Origin of the sequence: Nonomuraea sp. B19D2 (genome assembly GCF_040137845.1) — a bacterium.
In the GTDB taxonomy this organism is placed as follows: Bacteria; Actinomycetota; Actinomycetes; order Streptosporangiales; family Streptosporangiaceae; genus Nonomuraea.
Window position 1 is genome coordinate 178,277 of record NZ_JBEFAK010000001.1, and the last position, 17,557, is coordinate 195,833.

The 17,557-nt window shown below is 67.1% G+C and carries 14 protein-coding genes; all 14 read left to right on the plus strand.

Features of this window, described 5'->3' with window-relative positions; all coding sequences use genetic code 11:
- Positions 1–39 precede the first annotated feature (39 nt).
- The 14 genes from nusG (at position 40) to ABN273_RS01040 (ending at position 17,404) form a co-directional block, all read left to right on the plus strand.
- The gene (gene nusG / locus ABN273_RS00975) at positions 40–825 is read left to right on the plus strand and encodes a transcription termination/antitermination protein NusG (protein WP_349446669.1); all 786 of its coding nucleotides are present in this window, start codon (positions 40–42) and stop codon (positions 823–825) included.
- Between the two features lie 121 nt (positions 826–946).
- Positions 947–1,378: a 50S ribosomal protein L11 gene (rplK, locus tag ABN273_RS00980; RefSeq protein ID WP_349446670.1), complete on the plus strand. Its 432-nt coding sequence runs from the start codon at positions 947–949 to the stop codon at positions 1,376–1,378.
- A gap of 58 nt (positions 1,379–1,436) precedes the next feature.
- The gene (gene rplA / locus ABN273_RS00985) at positions 1,437–2,156 is read left to right on the plus strand and encodes a 50S ribosomal protein L1 (protein WP_349446671.1); all 720 of its coding nucleotides are present in this window, start codon (positions 1,437–1,439) and stop codon (positions 2,154–2,156) included.
- A 258-nt stretch (positions 2,157–2,414) separates the two neighbouring features.
- Positions 2,415–3,236 carry an SCO4651 family lipoprotein gene (locus ABN273_RS00990; protein ID WP_349446672.1) on the plus strand — a complete coding sequence of 274 codons (822 nt, stop codon included), beginning with the start codon at positions 2,415–2,417 and terminating at the stop codon, positions 3,234–3,236.
- A 237-nt stretch (positions 3,237–3,473) separates the two neighbouring features.
- Positions 3,474–3,998: a 50S ribosomal protein L10 gene (rplJ, locus tag ABN273_RS00995; RefSeq protein WP_349446673.1), complete on the plus strand. Its 525-nt coding sequence runs from the start codon at positions 3,474–3,476 to the stop codon at positions 3,996–3,998.
- 71 nt (positions 3,999–4,069) lie between these two features.
- Complete coding sequence (gene rplL, locus ABN273_RS01000; RefSeq protein WP_349446674.1) at positions 4,070–4,462, plus strand: 50S ribosomal protein L7/L12; 393 nt, start codon at positions 4,070–4,072, stop codon at positions 4,460–4,462.
- A 157-nt stretch (positions 4,463–4,619) separates the two neighbouring features.
- Positions 4,620–6,569, plus strand: coding sequence for an ArnT family glycosyltransferase (locus ABN273_RS01005; protein ID WP_349446675.1), 1,950 nt, complete (start codon positions 4,620–4,622; stop codon positions 6,567–6,569).
- Between the two features lie 106 nt (positions 6,570–6,675).
- Positions 6,676–6,924, plus strand: a complete 249-nt coding sequence (locus ABN273_RS01010) for a helix-turn-helix domain-containing protein (protein ID WP_349446676.1) — start codon at positions 6,676–6,678, stop codon at positions 6,922–6,924.
- Positions 6,903–7,235, plus strand: coding sequence for a TetR/AcrR family transcriptional regulator (locus ABN273_RS01015; protein WP_349446677.1), 333 nt, complete (start codon positions 6,903–6,905; stop codon positions 7,233–7,235). Before ABN273_RS01010 ends, ABN273_RS01015 begins: the two co-directional genes overlap by 22 nt.
- Positions 7,236–7,341: 106 nt before the next feature.
- The gene (locus ABN273_RS01020; RefSeq protein ID WP_349446678.1) at positions 7,342–8,343 is read left to right on the plus strand and encodes an ABC transporter ATP-binding protein; all 1,002 of its coding nucleotides are present in this window, start codon (positions 7,342–7,344) and stop codon (positions 8,341–8,343) included.
- A 268-nt stretch (positions 8,344–8,611) separates the two neighbouring features.
- On the plus strand, positions 8,612–9,112 hold the full coding sequence (locus tag ABN273_RS01025; protein ID WP_349446679.1) for an Rv1363c family protein: 501 nt from the start codon (positions 8,612–8,614) through the stop codon (positions 9,110–9,112).
- Positions 9,109–9,606: a hypothetical protein gene (locus tag ABN273_RS01030; RefSeq protein ID WP_349446680.1), complete on the plus strand. Its 498-nt coding sequence runs from the start codon at positions 9,109–9,111 to the stop codon at positions 9,604–9,606. The genes ABN273_RS01025 and ABN273_RS01030 overlap by 4 nt, the downstream gene beginning before the upstream one ends.
- Positions 9,607–10,041: 435 nt before the next feature.
- Positions 10,042–13,512, plus strand: a complete 3,471-nt coding sequence (rpoB, locus tag ABN273_RS01035; RefSeq protein ID WP_349446681.1) for a DNA-directed RNA polymerase subunit beta — start codon at positions 10,042–10,044, stop codon at positions 13,510–13,512.
- A 16-nt stretch (positions 13,513–13,528) separates the two neighbouring features.
- A complete protein-coding gene (locus ABN273_RS01040) occupies positions 13,529–17,404 on the plus strand; it encodes a DNA-directed RNA polymerase subunit beta' (RefSeq protein ID WP_349446682.1) in 3,876 nt (1,291 codons plus the stop codon).
- Positions 17,405–17,557: the final 153 nt, after the last annotated feature.

Genomic DNA, 17,557 nt, shown 5'->3' on the forward strand with positions numbered 1-17,557 from the left:
GAGCTGAATCAGCGAAAAGACGAAAGAGGAAGAGTCACCGTGTCCGAATCTTCAGTTCCGGCCGACGAGTCCCGCGAGGAGTGGGGCGACTCCCGCGAGGAGTGGGGCGACGAGCTGGAAGAGGCCACTGAGGAGGCCGCCGAGGCGGCGCTCCAGGAGGCCGAGGTCGCGGAGAGCGACGAGGCAGCCGATGTCGAGGCTTCCGCCGTCGAAGACGGTGCGGTCCTTCCCGACGTCGACCCCGTCGAGGAGTTCAAGAGCTCGCTGCGCGGCCTTCCCGGCGAGTGGTACGTCATTCACTCCTACGCCGGTTACGAAAACCGCGTGAAGTCCAACATCGAGAGCCGCAACGTCTCGCTCAACATGGAGGACTACATCTACCAGGTCGAGGTGCCGACGCACACCGTCCAGGAGTTCAAGAGCGGCAAGAAGGTGCCGGTCAAGGAGCGCGTGCTGCCCGGCTACGTGCTGGTGCGCATGGAGCTCACCGACGAGTCCTGGGCCGCCGTGCGCAACACGCCCGGTGTGACCGGCTTCGTCGGCCTGTCCAACAAGCCGAGCCCGCTCAGCCTCGACGAGGTCGCCAAGCTGCTGGCGCCCGAGCCGACCGAGGAGACCAAGAAGGCCGCGGCCAAGACCGCCACGGGCCCGACGGTCGAGTTCGAGATCGGCGAGTCCGTCACGGTCATGGACGGCCCGTTCGCGACGCTGCCCGCCTCGGTGAGCGAGATCAGCCCCGAGTCGCAGAAGCTCAAGGTGCTCGTCTCGATCTTCGGTCGCGAGACTCCGGTGGAGCTCTCGTTCAACCAGGTCTCGAAGATCTAGGACGATCACATACACTGAGACGTTCGGTCGGCCGCCTGTTCGTGAGGGCGGCCTCCGACGTGTCAGGGCTGCAATCCGCCGGCCCTGACAGGCATCGCAATCAGGACCCGGAGAAGGACAAATGCCTCCGAAGAAGAAAATCGCCGCTCTGGTGAAGGTCCAGCTCCCCGCTGGACAGGCCACCCCGGCGCCGCCGGTGGGTACCGCGCTCGGTCCCCACGGCGTCAACATCATGGACTTCGTCAAGCAGTACAACGCTGCCACGGAGGCCCAGCGGGGCAACATCATCCCCGTTGAGATCACCATTTTCGAAGACCGCAGCTTCACCTTCGTCACGAAGACGCCCCCGGCGCCCGAGCTGATCAAGAAGGCCCTCGGTCTCGACAAGGGCAGCGCGGTCCCGCACCGCGACAAGGTGGGCAAGCTCACCCGCGAGCAGCTGCGCAGCATCGCCGAGACGAAGATGCCCGACCTCAACGCCAACGACATCGAGGCGGCCGAGAAGATCATCGCCGGCACCGCCCGGTCGATGGGCATCACCGTCGCCGAGTAACACCTTTCCCAAGCATCGTGGGAGGGCCCTCGGGCCCGCGGACCACTAGGAGTCAGCAATGAAGCGCAGCAAGGCGCACAAAGACGCGGCCGCCAAGGTCGACCGCGACAAGCTCTACTCGCCCGTCGAGGCAGCGAAGCTCGCCAAGGAGACGTCGACCACCAAGTTCGACGCCACCGTCGAGGTCGCGCTGCGGCTGGGCGTCGACCCTCGCAAGGCCGACCAGATCGTGCGCGGCACGGTCAACCTTCCGCACGGCACCGGCAAGACCGCCCGGGTCCTGGTCTTCGCGACCGGTGACCGTGCCGAGGCGGCCCGCGAGGCGGGCGCCGACATCGTCGGCGCCGACGAGCTGATCGACGAGATCTCCAAGGGCAACCGGCTCAACGAGTTCGACGCCGTGGTGGCCACGCCCGACCTGATGGGCAAGGTGGGTCGCCTGGGCCGCGTGCTCGGCCCGCGCGGTCTCATGCCCAACCCGAAGACCGGCACGGTGACGCCCGACGTCGCCAAGGCCGTGACGGAGATCAAGGGCGGCAAGATCGAGTTCCGCACCGACCGCCAGGCCAACCTTCACTTCATCATCGGCAAGACGTCGTTCGAGGAGCGCCAGCTCATCGAGAACTACGCCGCCGCCCTTGACGAGGTGCTGCGTCTCAAGCCGTCGGCGGCCAAGGGGCGTTACCTGAAGAAGGTCACGTTCTCCACGACGATGGGCCCGGGCGTCCCGGTCGACCCCAACGTCACCCGCGGCCTCACCGCCGAGTTCGAGGCCTGACCTCTCTTTTTGATTGAGCCTCGCCCGGTTTCCGGGCGGGGCTCTTTCTTTGTTTCGGGCGCGCCTTTCGCCCGGGTGGTCGTCACTGGACTCGAGCCCGTCATCCGTCGCCCCCGCCACAGCACCCGCATCGTGGTTCGCCGGAGTCGGGCGAGTTGTGAAGGGAATGTGTGGAGTGTGTGGGGGAGAACCCTGGGTTTTCCCCTAATTGTGAGGGGAAGTCGCTACGGCGGGGAAACTTAAACGTAGGGTCAAAACATGCTGAAGCGCACGATAAGTCTCACCGCGGCCGGTGCCGCGCTCGTAGTGGCGGCGGTCGCCGGTTGTGGCTCGAACGCACAGCCCATCCAGGTCAACCTGGCCGCCTCAGAGGTGCTCGCGCAGGCCGCGCAGAAGACCGCAGAGGTCACCAGCTACACCGTCGACGCCGTGGTCAACGTCACGCACACCCAGGAGGGCGCCGGCAAGGTGCAGGGGCGCATGCTCTACCAGAGCAAGCCTCAGCTCGCCGTGGACCTCACCCTGGACACCGTGGACATGGGCGGGAGGAGCCTGCCAGGCGGCGTGCGCGCCGTGCTGCAGGGCGACACCGTCTACGTCAAGGTCGAGGCGCTCAAGGACCTCGTCGGGGCCACCAAGCCGTGGATCAAGGTCCCGCTCAGCGAAATGGGCGACTCCGGCCAGGTGAACCAGTACCTGGCCCAGATCCAGCAGTTCGACCTGGGCAACGTGACCAAGCTCGTCACCGCCTCCCAGGACGTCAAGTCGGTCGGCACCGAGAGCGTCAACGGCGAGGACACCACGCACTACAGCGGCACGTTCCCCGTCGACGCGGCCGTGCAGCTGCTGCCCGCGGACAAGCAGGAGCAGGCCCGTACGAACCTGGCCGAGCTCAAGGACGTCAAGTTCGACATCTGGGTGGCCGGCGACGGCCTGCCGCGCAAGCTCGCGCTGAACGGCTCAAGGGACGGCGCCACGCTCGACGCCACGCTGCTTTTCAAGGGCTTCAACGAGCCGGTCACCATCGAGGCCCCGCCCGCCGACCAGATCGGAGAGCTGCCCAAGGGCACGACCAACTGAGAACGATTTGGAAACTCGGCGGCCAGCACGTACTCTGGTCGTTGCCGAAGACCGCCGGTCGTCGTCGGGTGCCTCAAAGCCCGGCGACCGAAGGATCCACATCATGTGGACGGCCCGCGCAGGTGTGATGCGAGTTTCCCATATGGTGTGATCCATATGTGTGAGCCCCGTGCGCCCTGCGTCCGGGGCTGTTCTCATTTCTGGGCCTTCGCCGGTGGCACATCTGGAAGGAGGCCCATGGCGAGGGCGGATAAGGCGACAGCGGTTGCCGAGCTCAAGAGCGAGTTCGAAGGCAGCGCCGCCGCCGTTCTGACCGAGTACCGCGGTCTCACCGTCGCGCAGCTCAAGGATCTGCGTAAGTCTCTCGGTGAGAATGCGAAGTTCGCCGTGGCGAAGAACACCCTGACCAAGATCGCGGCCAACGAGGCCGGTCTCGCGGGTCTCGACGACCTGCTCGCCGGTCCGACCGCGATCGCCTTCGTCAGCGGCGACGTTGTCGAAGCTGCCAAGGGTCTGCGTGACTTCGCCAAGGCCAATCCCCTTCTGGTGATCAAGGGCGGCGTCCTCGACGGCAAGACGCTCGACGCCACCGAGATCACCAAGCTCGCCGACCTCGAGTCCCGTGAGGTTCTCCTCGCGAAGCTTGCTGGCGCGCTCAAGGCGAAGCAGAGCGCTGCTGCCGCTGTGTTCGCCGCGCTGCCCACGCAGATGGCTCAGCTGGCCGACGCCCTCCGCGCGAAGCGCGAAGAGGCGGGCGAGTAACACGGGGGTTGCCGCAACAACCGCGGTCCCGTTCCTAGTTTTCTGCAAGTCCTATACGTAAGGAAATCATCATGGCGAAGCTCAGCACCGACGAGCTGCTCGACGCGTTCAAGGAGATGACCCTCCTCGAGCTGTCCGAGTTCGTGAAGCAGTTCGAAGAGGTCTTCGACGTCAAGGCCGCCGCCCCCGTCGCGGTCGCCGCCGCCCCCGCCGCCGCCGGTGGTGGCGAGGCCGCCGCCGTTGAGGAGCAGGACGAGTTCGACGTCATCCTCGAGGCCGCCGGCGACAAGAAGATCCAGGTCATCAAGGAGATCCGCGCCCTCACGTCCCTGGGCCTCAAGGAGGCCAAGGACCTGGTGGACGGCGCTCCGAAGGCCGTCTTCGAGAACAAGGTCAACAAGGAGCAGGCGGAGAAGGCCAAGGCTGCCCTCGAGGGCGCCGGCGCCACCGTGACCGTGAAGTAACTTTCCCCTTCACGCGAGCTCTTCGGGAAGAGGCGGATACACCCTGGTGCCGGGTGTGCCGCCTCTTTTCGCGTTCTCCGGGCCCCTGCGCGTGGGCTCAGAAGATTCTCATGTTCGTCTCATCGCCTCGCCAACCGGCCTGCCTAGCGTGCGGGATGTGGTTACCGAAGCCAAATCTCGATGGGCGCTGACCGCCCTCCTCATAGGCACTGGTGTGCTCTACATCTGGGGCCTGGGCGCCTCCGGATGGGCCAATTCCTTCTACGCGGCGGCCGTGCAGGCGGGCAGTCAGAGCTGGAAGGCGTTCTTCTTCGGATCTTCCGACGCCGCCAACGCGATAACCGTCGACAAGACCCCGGCTTCCCTGTGGCCGATGGTGCTCAGCGTGCGGCTGTTCGGGCTCAACTCCTGGGCCATGCTCGTTCCCCAGGCGCTCATGGGCGTCGGTGCGGTGGCGTTGGTGTACGCGTCCGTGCGCAGGTTGTTCAGCGCCTGGGCAGGGCTGCTCGCCGGGGCCGTGATGGCGCTCACTCCTGTGGCCGTGTTGATGTTCAGGTTCAACAATCCGGACGCGATGCTCGTCCTGCTGCTGACGGCTGCCGGATATTTCGTGGTTCGGGCGCAGGAGCGTGGGGCCACCCGGTGGCTGGTGCTGGCGGGGACCGCGATCGGGTTCGCGTTCCTGGCGAAGATGCTGCAGGCGTTCCTGGTGTTGCCCGGTTTCGCGCTGGTCTATCTGATCACCGCGCCGGTGGCGTTCTGGCGGCGGGTGTGGCAGCTGCTGCTGGCCGGCGGGGCCATGGTGGTCTCGGCCGGGTGGTGGCTGCTCGCGGTGGCGCTGGTGCCCGCGTCGGAGCGGCCGTACATCGGGGGTTCGCAGAGCAACAGCGTGCTGGAGCTGGCGCTCGGCTACAACGGGATCGGGCGGCTCAACGGCGCCGACTACGGCGGGCTCGGCAATCTCAACCAGCAGGCCGGATGGCTGCGGATGTTCGACACGGAGGCGGGCGGCCAGATCTCCTGGCTGCTTCCGGCGGCGCTGGCGCTCCTGATCGCCGCCACCTGGCTCACCCGGCGGGCGCCTCGGGTCGATCCGGTCCGCGCGGCCTTCTGGGTGTGGGGGAGCTGGCTGATCGTGACCGGGCTGGTCTTCAGCCTGATGCAGGGCATCTTCCACGCGTACTACACCGTGGCCCTGGCCCCGGCGATCGCCGTGCTGGTGGGCATGGGGGTGGCCGTGCTGTGGGAGCGGCGCTCGTTCCGGCTGCTGGCCATGGTCACGGCGGGGACGGCGGTGTGGTCGTACGTGCTGCTGTCGCGCAGCACGGACTGGAACCCGTGGCTGGGCGTGGCCGTGCTGGTGGCCGGGCTGGGGGCGGCGCTGGCGATGCTGTTCACCCGCCGGGCCCTGGCCGTGGTGGGCGTCGCCCTGGTGGCGTGCCTGGCGTCGTTGGCGGGTCCGGCGGCCTATGCCGTCGATACGGCCGCTTCCCCGCACAGCGGGGCGATACCGACTGCCGGGCCCTCCACCGGTGGCTTCGGGAGGGGTTTCGGTGGCGGTTTCCCGCGTGCGGCCGGGGGAGGCGGCCAGCAGTTCCGGCAGCCGTCAGGAAACGGCTGGACGCCCGGCCGGCAACCTGGAAACGGCCAGGCGCTGGGGCAACCGCCGGGCGGCGGGCAGGGGCAGGCCGGTGACGGGTCCGGCAGCCGTGGGATGGGGCGCGGCGGAATGGGCATGGGCGGGCTGCTCAACGCGGGCACCCCGGCCGCCGAGCTGACCGCGCTGCTGAAGACCAACGCCTCCGCCTACACGTGGGTGGCGGCGACGGTTGGCTCCAACAACGCGGCCGGATACCAGCTGGCCGCCGGCCAGCCGGTGATGGCGGTGGGCGGGTTCAACGGCACCGATCCCGCGCCGACGCTCGAGCAGTTCAAGCAGTACGTCGCCGAGAAGAAGATCCACTACTTCATCGGCGCCGGAATGGGAGGGGGCCGTCGCAGCACGGGTGGCAGCGATGACGCGGCGCAGATCGCGGCCTGGGTGCAGGAGACCTTCACCGGCACCACCGTCGGTGGCACGACCGTCTTCGACCTCACTCAGACCTGACCCACCTTGCTCCTCGGCCATTCCTTGAGCGCGGGCGTGGCGGAGGTCAGGAGGCGGCGGCGGCTCTTACCTGGGCTACGGCGCTGGTGTCCATGTAGTCCCTGGTGTGAATGATCTGGCCGTTTCTGATCCGGAGCACGAGGAGTCGGCCAGGGCGCTGTTCGCCGAGGTGGGGTTCGAGCGGGCCACCATCAGGGCCATCGCCAAGCGGGCCGAAGTCGATCCCGCCCTCGTGATGCAGTACTTCGGCAGCAAGCAGGAGCTCTTCCAGTGGGCCGTGCAGGCGGCGCCGGTCGCGCACGGCGAGCTGGGCGCGACGAGGTGGTCGAGCAGATGCTCGGCACGCTCGGCGTGAAGCTGGGCGAGCTGCCGCAGAGCTCGCTGGCCATGATGCGGTCCATGCTCACGCACCCCGAGGCGGCCGTGTCGGCGCGCAAGGTGCTCGGCGAGCAGATCGACCGGCTGGCCCAGGCCGTACCGGGCGAGGACGCGAGGCTGCGGGCGGCGCTGATGATGATGACCATGCTCGGCGTGACCGTCGGGCATCAGCTGCTCGACCTCGACGAGCTGCGCGGGGTGCCGCACGAGGAGATCGCGCGGCTGCTGCGGCCCAGCCTGCGGGCCCTGACCGGCGGTGCACAGGGAGCCGGATCCGCGGTTTCATAACCGGGAAGTAACAAGTTATTGGAACTGGTTCCAATTCGACGGAACCTCACTACGGTGAGGACGTCACGTTATCCGGCGAATACTCACTGCGATCGGAAGGTGTCCAGTGGGAGTCGAAGTCGTGGTCGACGGGTTGACCAAGTCGTTCGGCCGGCAGGTCATCTGGGAGGACGTCTCCCTCACGCTGCCCGCGGGCGAGATCTCCGTCCTGCTCGGCCCCTCGGGCACCGGAAAGTCGGTCTTCCTCAAGACTCTGGTCGGCCTGCTGCGGCCCGATCGCGGCCACATCTGGATCGACGGCTACGACCTGGCCAACTGCACCGAGAACAAGTTGTACGAGCTGCGCCGGCTGTTCGGCGTGCTGTTCCAGGACGGCGCGCTGTTCGGCTCGCTCAACCTCTACGACAACATCGCCTTCCCGCTGCGCGAGCACACCAAGAAGACCGAGGCGCAGATCCGCCAGATCGTGATGGAGAAGGTGGAGCTGGTCGGCCTGCTCGGCTCGGAGTCCAAGCTGCCCGGGGAGATCTCCGGCGGCATGCGCAAGCGTGCGGGGCTGGCCAGAGCGCTGGTGCTGGATCCGGAGATCATCCTGTTCGACGAGCCCGATTCCGGCCTCGACCCGGTCCGCACCGCGCTGCTCAACCAGACCATCGTCGACCTCAACGCCGAGATCGAGGCGACGTTCCTGATCGTGACGCACGACATCAACACCGCCCGTACGGTTCCCGACAACATCGGGATGTTGTTCAGGCGCGAGCTGGTCATGTTCGGCCCGCGCGAGATGCTGCTGTCGAGCGAGGAGCCGGTGGTGCGGCAGTTCCTGAACGCCAGGAGGCACGGCCCGATCGGCATGTCGGAGGAGAAGGATCTCTCCGAGCTGGAGGCCGAGGCTCAGATGGGGCTCGATCCCGGCGCGCTGCCGCCGATCCCGCCGCAGCTCATGCCGAGCGACAACAGGATCCGCCGCTCGCAGCAGCCGCCGGGCACGTGGCTGGCGGCCAACGGGGTGATCCCGCCGCCGGGGTCGTTCGTGGACGAACGCGGTCGTAACTGGCTGGAGGAATATCCCCGGCTGGTCAACGCCTACCTCCACGGCATGCGCTGACTCCGGCGTTCGGCAGGGGTGCGCCTGCTGGTAGCTATCACTTGATCCAGCGCGTGCGGCACGGACGCTCCACGGCCCTTCTCGGGGTCCGGAAACGCGTGCGGGACGCTCAGCGGGCATCTGAGGGCCGCCTGTAGGGCATTTGTGGGGATCTAGGCACCTTGACCCGATTCGCACCGAGTTCCCAACCGCCTCGGTTGATTCGGGGGCTCCAGGAGCGGGCGGCGCGTTATGATCCGCGGACCGGCCGAGGGAGGGGTGAGCAGACGTGGCAGGACTTGCCGCCCGGCCCGCCCGCATCCTGATCGCGGCGCTCAGCGGAGTGCTCGCGGTGCTGGTCGGCACGGGCGTGTGGATCGCCGCGCAGGCGCGCGAGGAGCAGGGCAGGGCAGGCGACAAGCAGGCGGCGCTCCTGGCCGCGGGGACCCACGCGAAGAACCTGATCTCGCTCGACTACAAGACCGTCGACGACGACGTGAAACGCATCATGGACACCTCGACCGGGACGGCCAGGGCGGAGTACGAGGCCAACGCGGCCAAGCTCAAGTCCACCACGGTCGAGAACAAGGTCGTCCAGCACGGGGTGCTGCGCGCGACGGGCCTGGTCTCCATGGCGGGCGCCACGGCGAAGGTGCTGGTCGTGGCCGACGTGGAGATCCGCTGGGACGGCTCCAAGAGCCCGCCGCAGGAGCGGTACTACCGGTGGTCGATGGAGATGGCCAAGGTCGGCGGCGTCTGGCTGGTGTCGAAGGCGGTGCAGGTGAAGTGAGGACGTTCGCGATCGTGATGCTGGGCGTCCTCGTGGTCGTGGCGGGCGTGCTGGTGCCGACGATGTGGTTCAACCTGCGCGACCTGCGCGCGGCGGACGCGGCCGGGACGGAGGCGATGGCGGCGGCCAAGGAGGTGGCGCCCGACCTGCTCTCGTACGACTACCGGACGGTGGAGGCCGACCTGGCGCGGGCCGGCACACATACGACCGGCGAGCTGACGAAGCAGTACAAGGAGCTGACCACGTCCCTGGTGTCCAGGGCCAAGGCGCAGAAGATCGTGCAGAGCGTGGCCGTGGCAGGGGCCGCGATCGAGCGGGCCGAGCGTGATCGAGTAGAGGTTCTGCTCTTCGTGAACACGGGTACGGTCAAGGAGGGCGCGGGCAAGACCGGGCTTCAGCAACAGTTCACCCAGAACAGGGCCAGGTTCGTCATGGTCCGGCAAGACTCGCGCTGGCTGGTGGGCGACATGTCGACCCTCCTGGGCACCGCTTGACGCCTCAGCGTGCCGCTTCTTTCAATTGTTACCAAAAATCAGGTTTAGCGAAGCCTTTGGAACGGGTACCTCAGTCACAGATACACCGGTTGTCGGCATGGGTTCGACCCCCGGTGTGACAGAGCGTTAACCGCCCCCGTTCGCGGGTATCGTCTTGGGCCTGGCGGTAGGCGACCGGTCACACAGGGGAGAAAACCCAGCGTCCGGCCCCCTAGTCGGCTAAAAGTCGGGGTTGTGGGCTTGACGTTTCCGCCTGAACGGGCGATGCTGCGACCAACGTGGAGCATGCAGCGAGAGCGAAGTGGACAGGCGTGTGCCGTTCGGCTACACTGCCCCTTTGCGCTGCCCTTTGACGACCCGCGATGCTTGCTCACGTTGCGAGGTTGTCTGGCGTGCGTGTAGTCAGTCCGCCGCGAGCCCTCGGAAGGACATCTGTTGGCAGCCTCGCGCAACGCCTCCGCCGTACCCGCTGGTCCCCGTCGCGTGTCTTTTGCGCGCATCCAGGAGCCCCTCGAAGTTCCTGACCTTCTGGCCCTGCAGACCGAGTCTTTCGACTGGCTGCTCGGAAACGAGAAGTGGAAGGCCCGGGTAGAGGCGGCTCGCCAGGCCGGGCGCAAGGACGTCCCGACCCAGTCGGGCCTCGAAGAGATCTTCGAAGAGATCAGTCCGATCGAGGACTTCTCGGGGACCATGTCCTTGTCGTTCCGCGACCACCGGTTCGAGCCGCCGAAGTACTCAGTCGATGAGTGCAAAGACAAGGACATGACCTTCTCCGCCCCGATGTTCGTGACGGCGGAGTTCATCAATAACACCACTGGTGAGATCAAGAGCCAGACGGTGTTCATGGGCGACTTCCCGCTCATGACGCCGAAGGGCACGTTCATCATCAACGGCACCGAGCGTGTCGTGGTCTCGCAGCTGACCCGTTCGCCCGGCGTCTACTTCGAACGAAGCGTGGACAAGACGTCCGACAAGGATCTCTACGGTTGCCGGGTCATCCCGTCCAGGGGTGCCTGGCTGGAGTTCGAGATCGACAAGCGCGACAGCGTCGGTGTGCGCATCGACCGCAAGCGCAAGCAGGCCGTCACCGTGCTTCTCAAGGCACTGGGATGGACCAGCGAGCAGATCCTCGAGCGGTTCGGCCAGTACGAGTCCATGCGGGCCACCCTGGAGAAGGACCACACGGCCGGCCAGGATGACGCGCTGCTGGACATCTACCGCAAGCTGCGGCCGGGTGAGCCGCCGACCAAGGAGTCGGCGCAGACCCTGCTGGAGAACCTGTACTTCAACGCCAAGCGGTACGACCTGGCCAAGGTCGGTCGCTACAAGATCAACAAGAAGCTCGGCGTTGACTCGGAGATCTCCCAGGGCACCCTGACCGAGGACGACATCGTCGCCACCATCGAGTACATCGTCCGCCTGCACGCGGGCGAGGAGTCGATGCCGGGCGCCAATGACCGCGAGGTCATCGTCGAGGTCGACGACATCGACCACTTCGGCAACCGCCGTCTGCGCAGCGTCGGCGAGCTGATCCAGAACCAGGTCCGTCTGGGCCTGGCCCGGATGGAGCGCGTCGTGCGCGAGCGCATGACCACGCAGGACGTCGAGGCGATCACGCCGCAGACCCTGATCAACATCCGCCCGGTCGTGGCGTCGATCAAGGAGTTCTTCGGCACCTCGCAGCTGTCGCAGTTCATGGACCAGACCAACCCGCTGGCCGGCCTGACGCACAAGCGGCGTCTGTCCGCGCTCGGTCCCGGTGGTCTGTCCCGTGAGCGGGCGGGCTTCGAGGTCCGTGACGTGCACCCGTCCCACTACGGCCGGATGTGTCCGATCGAGACCCCTGAAGGCCCGAACATCGGCCTCATCGGCTCGCTGGCCTCCTACGGCCGGATCAACGCCTTCGGCTTCGTCGAGACTCCTTACCGCAAGGTCGTCGACGGCCGGGTCACCGAACAGATCGACTACCTCACGGCCGACGAGGAAGACCGTTACGTCAAGGCGCAGGCCAACACGGTGCTCAACGCCGACGGTTCGTTCGCCGAGCCCCGCGTCCTGGTCCGCACCAAGGGCGGTGAGACCGAGCTCATGCGGGCCGAGGAGGTCGACTACATCGACGTGTCGCCGCGCCAGATGGTGTCGGTGGCCACCGCGATGATCCCCTTCCTCGAGCACGACGACGCCAACCGCGCGCTCATGGGCTCCAACATGCAGCGGCAGTCGGTGCCGCTGCTCAAGAGCGAGGCGCCGCTGGTCGGCACCGGCATGGAATACCGTGCCGCCACCGACGCCGGCGACGTCATCAGCGCCGACAAGGCCGGTGTGGTCGAGGAGGTCTCCGCCGACTACGTCACCGTCATGAACGACGACGGCACCCGCACCACCTACCGTGTCGCCAAGTTCAAGCGCTCCAACCAGGGCACCTCGTTCAACCAGAAGCCCATCGTCGCCGAGGGCGACCGGGTGGAGGTCAACCAGGTCATCGCCGACGGCCCCTGCACCGACAAGGGTGAGATGGCGCTCGGCAAGAACCTGCTGGTGGCGTTCATGCCGTGGGAGGGCCACAACTACGAAGACGCGATCATCCTGTCCCAGCGGCTGGTCCAGGACGACGTCCTGTCCTCGATCCACATCGAGGAGCACGAGGTCGACGCCCGTGACACCAAGCTGGGCCCGGAGGAGATCACCCGGGACATCCCGAACGTGTCGGAGGAGGTCCTGGCCGACCTCGACGAGCGGGGCATCATCCGCATCGGCGCCGAGGTCGTGCCCGGCGACATCCTGGTCGGCAAGGTCACGCCCAAGGGCGAGACCGAGCTGACTCCGGAGGAGCGGCTGCTGCGCGCGATCTTCGGTGAGAAGGCCCGTGAAGTGCGTGACACCTCGCTGAAGGTGCCGCACGGCGAGCAGGGCAAGGTCATCGGGGTGCGCGTGTTCTCCCGTGAGGAGGGCGACGAGCTGCCGCCGGGTGTCAACGAGCTGGTCCGCGTCTACGTGGCCCAGAAGCGTAAGATCACCGACGGTGACAAGCTCGCCGGCCGCCACGGCAACAAGGGCGTCATCTCCAAGATCCTGCCGGTCGAGGACATGCCGTTCCTGGAGGACGGCACCCCGGTCGACATCATCCTCAACCCGCTGGGCGTGCCCGGCCGGATGAACGTCGGCCAGGTCCTGGAGACCCACCTGGGGTGGATCGCCGCCCGCGGCTGGGACATCTCCGGCATCCAGGAGGCCTGGGCCGAGCGGCTCCGCGACAAGGGCTTCGAGAAGGTGGCCCCGCGCACGAACATGGCCACGCCGGTGTTCGACGGCGCTCACGAGGAGGAGATCGTCGGCCTGCTCGACAGCACCATCCCCAACCGTGACGGTGACCGGATGGTGCAGCAGAGCGGCAAGGCGCAGCTGTTCGACGGCCGCTCCGGCGAGCCGTTCCCGTACCCGATCTCGGTCGGCTACATCTACATCCTCAAGCTGCTGCACCTGGTCGACGACAAGATTCACGCGCGGTCGACCGGCCCGTACTCCATGATCACCCAGCAGCCGCTGGGTGGTAAGGCCCAGTTCGGTGGCCAGCGCTTCGGTGAGATGGAGGTGTGGGCACTGGAGGCCTACGGCGCCGCCTACGCCCTGCAGGAGCTGTTGACCATCAAGTCCGACGACGTCCTGGGCCGCGTGAAGGTCTACGAGGCCATCGTCAAGGGTGAGAACATCCCCGAGCCTGGCATCCCGGAGTCCTTCAAGGTCCTCATCAAGGAAATGCAGTCGCTGTGCCTGAATGTCGAGGTGCTCTCCAGCGACGGCATGTCCATCGAGATGCGCGACACCGACGAGGACGTCTTCCGCGCCGCGGAAGAGCTCGGCATCGATCTGTCCCGGCGTGAGCCGAGCAGCGTGGAAGAAGTCTGAGGGGGAGATCGCACAAATGCTGGACGTCAACTTCTTCGACGAGCTCAGGATCGGCCTCGCGACGGCCGACGACATCCGTCAGTGGTCGCACGGCGAGGTGAAGAAGCCCGAGACCATCAACTACCGCACCCTCAAGCCGGAAAAGGACGGACTCTTCTGCGAGAAGATCTTCGGTCCGACCCGCGACTGGGAGTGCTACTGCGGCAAGTACAAGCGCGTCCGGTTCAAGGGCATCATCTGTGAGCGCTGTGGCGTCGAGGTGACTCGCGCCAAGGTGCGCCGTGAGCGGATGGGCCACATCGAGCTGGCCGCGCCGGTCACGCACATCTGGTACTTCAAGGGCGTCCCGTCGCGTCTTGGCTACCTGCTCGACCTGGCCCCGAAGGACCTGGAGAAGGTCATCTACTTCGCGGCGTACATGATCACGCATGTCGACACCGAGATGCGTGAGCGTGACCTGCCCTCGCTGGAGGCGAAGATCTCCGTCGAGCGGCAGCACATCGAGCAGCGCCGTGACGCCGACGTCGAGGCCCGGCAGAAGAAGCTCGAGGCCGACCTGGCCGAGCTCGAGGCCGCCGGTGCCAAGGGTGACCAGCGCCGCAAGGTCCGCGAGGGCGCAGAGCGCGAGATGCGCCAGCTGCGCGACCGGGCCCAGCGTGAGCTGGACCGGCTCGAGGAGGTCTGGAGCCGCTTCAAGAACCTCAAGGTCCAGGACCTCGAGGGCGACGAGCTGCTCTACCGCGAGATGCGCGACCGCTTCGGCCGCTACTTCAAGGGCGGCATGGGCGCGCAGGCGATCCAGGACCGCCTGATCTCCTTCGACCTCGACGCCGAGGCCGAAAACCTGCGCGAGACCATCCGCAGCGGCAAGGGCCAGAAGAAGGCCCGTGCGCTCAAGCGGCTCAAGGTCGTGTCGGCGTTCCTCAACACCACCAACTCGCCGCGCGGCATGGTGCTCGACTGCATCCCGGTCATCCCGCCGGACCTGCGCCCGATGGTGCAGCTCGACGGTGGCCGGTTCGCGACCTCCGACCTGAACGACCTCTACCGCCGGGTCATCAACCGGAACAACCGCCTCAAGCGTCTGCTCGACCTCGGCGCGCCCGAGATCATCGTGAACAACGAGAAGCGGATGCTGCAGGAGGCCGTCGACGCGCTGTTCGACAACGGCCGTCGCGGTCGCCCGGTCACCGGTCCCGGCAACAGGCCGCTGAAGTCCCTGAGCGACATGCTCAAGGGTAAGCAGGGCCGCTTCCGGCAAAACCTGCTGGGCAAGCGAGTCGACTACTCCGGCCGTTCGGTCATCGTCGTCGGCCCGCAGCTCAAGCTGCACCAGTGCGGCCTGCCCAAGCAGATGGCGCTGGAGCTGTTCAAGCCGTTCGTGATGAAGCGGCTGGTTGACCTCAACCACGCCCAGAACATCAAGTCGGCCAAGCGGATGGTCGAGCGCGCCCGCCCCGTGGTGTGGGACGTGCTCGAAGAGGTCATCACCGAGCACCCGGTGCTGCTCAACCGTGCTCCGACGCTCCACCGCCTGGGCATCCAGGCGTTCGAGCCGCAGCTGGTCGAGGGCAAGGCCATCCAGATCCACCCGCTCGTCTGCACCGCGTTCAACGCGGACTTCGACGGCGACCAGATGGCCGTGCACCTGCCGCTGTCGGCTGAGGCCCAGGCCGAGGCACGCATCCTGATGCTCTCGACCAACAACATCCTCAAGCCGGCCGACGGCAAGCCCGTGACGATGCCGACCCAGGACATGGTCATCGGCCTCTACTGGCTGACCACCATGAAGGAGGGCGCACGGGGCGAGGGCCGCGTGTTCGGCTCGATCGCCGAGGCGCAGATGGCCTTCGACCGCCGCGAGCTGGAGATTCAGGCGAAGATCCAGATCCGGCTGAAGGACGTCCTGCCGCCGCGTGACTGGGTCGCGCCCGAGGGCTGGGAGCAGGGCGACGCGATCAGGCTGGAGACGACGTTCGGCCGGTGCCTGTTCAACCAGACGCTGCCCGACAGCTACCCGTTCGTCGACTTCCAGGTCGGCAAGAAGCAGCTGTCCACGATCGTGAACGAGCTGGCGGAGACCTACCCCAAGATCGAGGTCGCCGCTTCGCTCGACGCGCTCAAGGACGCCGGCTTCCGCTGGGCCACGCGCTCCGGTGTCACGATCTCGATCGAGGACGTCGTCGCGCCCCCGAACAAGACCGACATCATGGAAAACTACGAGCGCCGGGCCGACAAGGTCCAGCGCGAGTACGAGCGCGGTCTGATCACCGACGAGGAGCGCCGTCAGGAGCTCATCGAGATCTGGACGCACGCGACGGCCGACGTCGAGACCGACATGGTCAACGCCTTCCCGGCGACCAACCCGGTCTGGATGATGGTCAACTCCGGCGCCCGTGGTAACAAGATGCAGGTCCGGCAGATCGCCGGCATCCGCGGCCTGGTGTCCAACACCAAGGGTGAGACGATCCCGCGGCCGATCAAGGCCTCGTTCCGCGAGGGCCTGTCGGTGCTGGAGTACTTCATCTCCACCCACGGTCAGCGGAAGGGTCTGGCCGACACCGCCCTGCGTACCGCCGACTCGGGTTACCTGACCCGTCGTCTGGTGGACGTGGCGCAGGACGTCATCGTGCGCGAGATCGACTGCGGCACCGACCGCGCGGTCCCGCTGCACGTCGGCGAGCGTGACGCGTCGGGCAACCTGGTCAAGGCCGAGAACGCCGAGTCCAACGTGCACGGCCGCATCCTGGCCGAGGACGTCGAGGTCGACGGCAAGGTCATCGCGGCGGCGGGTGTCGACATCAACGACATCCACGTGACCAAGCTGGTCGAGGCTGGCGTCGAGACCGTGCGCACCCGCAGCGCGTTGGTCTGCGAGGCCAAGATCGGTGTCTGCGCGACCTGCTACGGCCGCTCGCTGGCCACCGGCAAGCTCGTGGACGTCGGCGAGGCGGTCGGCATCATCGCCGCCCAGTCGATCGGTGAGCCCGGCACGCAGCTGACCATGCGTACGTTCCACACCGGTGGTGTGGCCGGCGCCGACATCACCCACGGTCTGCCCCGTGTCACGGAGCTGTTCGAGGCGCGCATCCCCAAGGGTGTCGCCCCGATCTCCGAGGCCGAGGGCCGGGTCCGCATCGACGAGACCGACAAGACCAGGAAGGTCGTGATCACCCCCGACGACGGCTCGGAGGAGATCGCGTACCCGGTGTCGATGCGCTCGCGCCTGCTGGTGCAGGACGGCCAGCGCGTGCAGGTCGGCCAGCAGCTGGTCGCCGGTGCGGTCAACCCCAACGAGGTGCTGCGCATCCTCGGCCCGCGGGCCGTGCAGCTGCACCTGGTGGCGGAGGTCCAGCAGGTCTACCGGTCGCAGGGTGTGTCGATCCACGACAAGCACATCGAGATCATCGTGCGGCAGATGCTCAAGCGCGTGAACGTGCTGGAGTCCGGTGACACCGACCTGCTGCCCGGCGAGCTCGTGGAGCGGCCGCGCTTCGAGCAGATGAACCGCGAGACGGTGGCGGAGAGCGGCGCGCCGGCCGCAGGCCGTCCGGTGCTCATGGGCATCACGAAGGCGTCGCTGGCCACCGAGTCGTGGCTGTCGGCGGCCTCCTTCCAGGAGACGACCAGGGTGCTGACGGACGCGGCGATCCACGCCAAGTCCGACTCGCTGCTGGGCCTGAAGGAGAACGTCATCATCGGTAAGCTCATCCCGGCCGGCACCGGCATGCCGCAGTACCGGAACATCCGGGTCGAGCCGACCGAGGAGGCCAAGGCCGCCATGTACACCGTTGGTGGTTACGACGGCTCCGCCGCCGACTACACCTTCGGCACCGGCAGCGGCGAGGCGGTCCCGCTGGAGGAGTACGACTTCGGCCAGTACAACCGATAGCGCCAAGTGATGCGCCCGGGTCTCTCGTCGAGAGGCCCGGGCGCTTTGCTGTTCACCGGCCCCTGGCTGTGCGTGGCGGCCGTTGTGCGGGCGTGAAAGGCCCGTGAGACGGCCTGAGTGCGACACCTCGCCCGGGATTGCCCGCCGTGCGGT

Coding starts and splice junctions, on each gene's coding strand:
- rplK (WP_349446670.1), top strand. CDS start 947: ATGCCTCCGAAGAAGAAAATCGCCGCTCTGGTGAAGGTCCAGCTCCCC.
- rplA (WP_349446671.1), top strand. CDS start 1,437: ATGAAGCGCAGCAAGGCGCACAAAGACGCGGCCGCCAAGGTCGACCGC.
- ABN273_RS00990 (WP_349446672.1), top strand. CDS start 2,415: ATGCTGAAGCGCACGATAAGTCTCACCGCGGCCGGTGCCGCGCTCGTA.
- rplJ (WP_349446673.1), top strand. CDS start 3,474: ATGGCGAGGGCGGATAAGGCGACAGCGGTTGCCGAGCTCAAGAGCGAG.
- rplL (WP_349446674.1), top strand. CDS start 4,070: ATGGCGAAGCTCAGCACCGACGAGCTGCTCGACGCGTTCAAGGAGATG.
- ABN273_RS01015 (WP_349446677.1), top strand. CDS start 6,903: ATGCTCGGCACGCTCGGCGTGAAGCTGGGCGAGCTGCCGCAGAGCTCG.
- ABN273_RS01040 (WP_349446682.1), top strand. CDS start 13,529: ATGCTGGACGTCAACTTCTTCGACGAGCTCAGGATCGGCCTCGCGACG.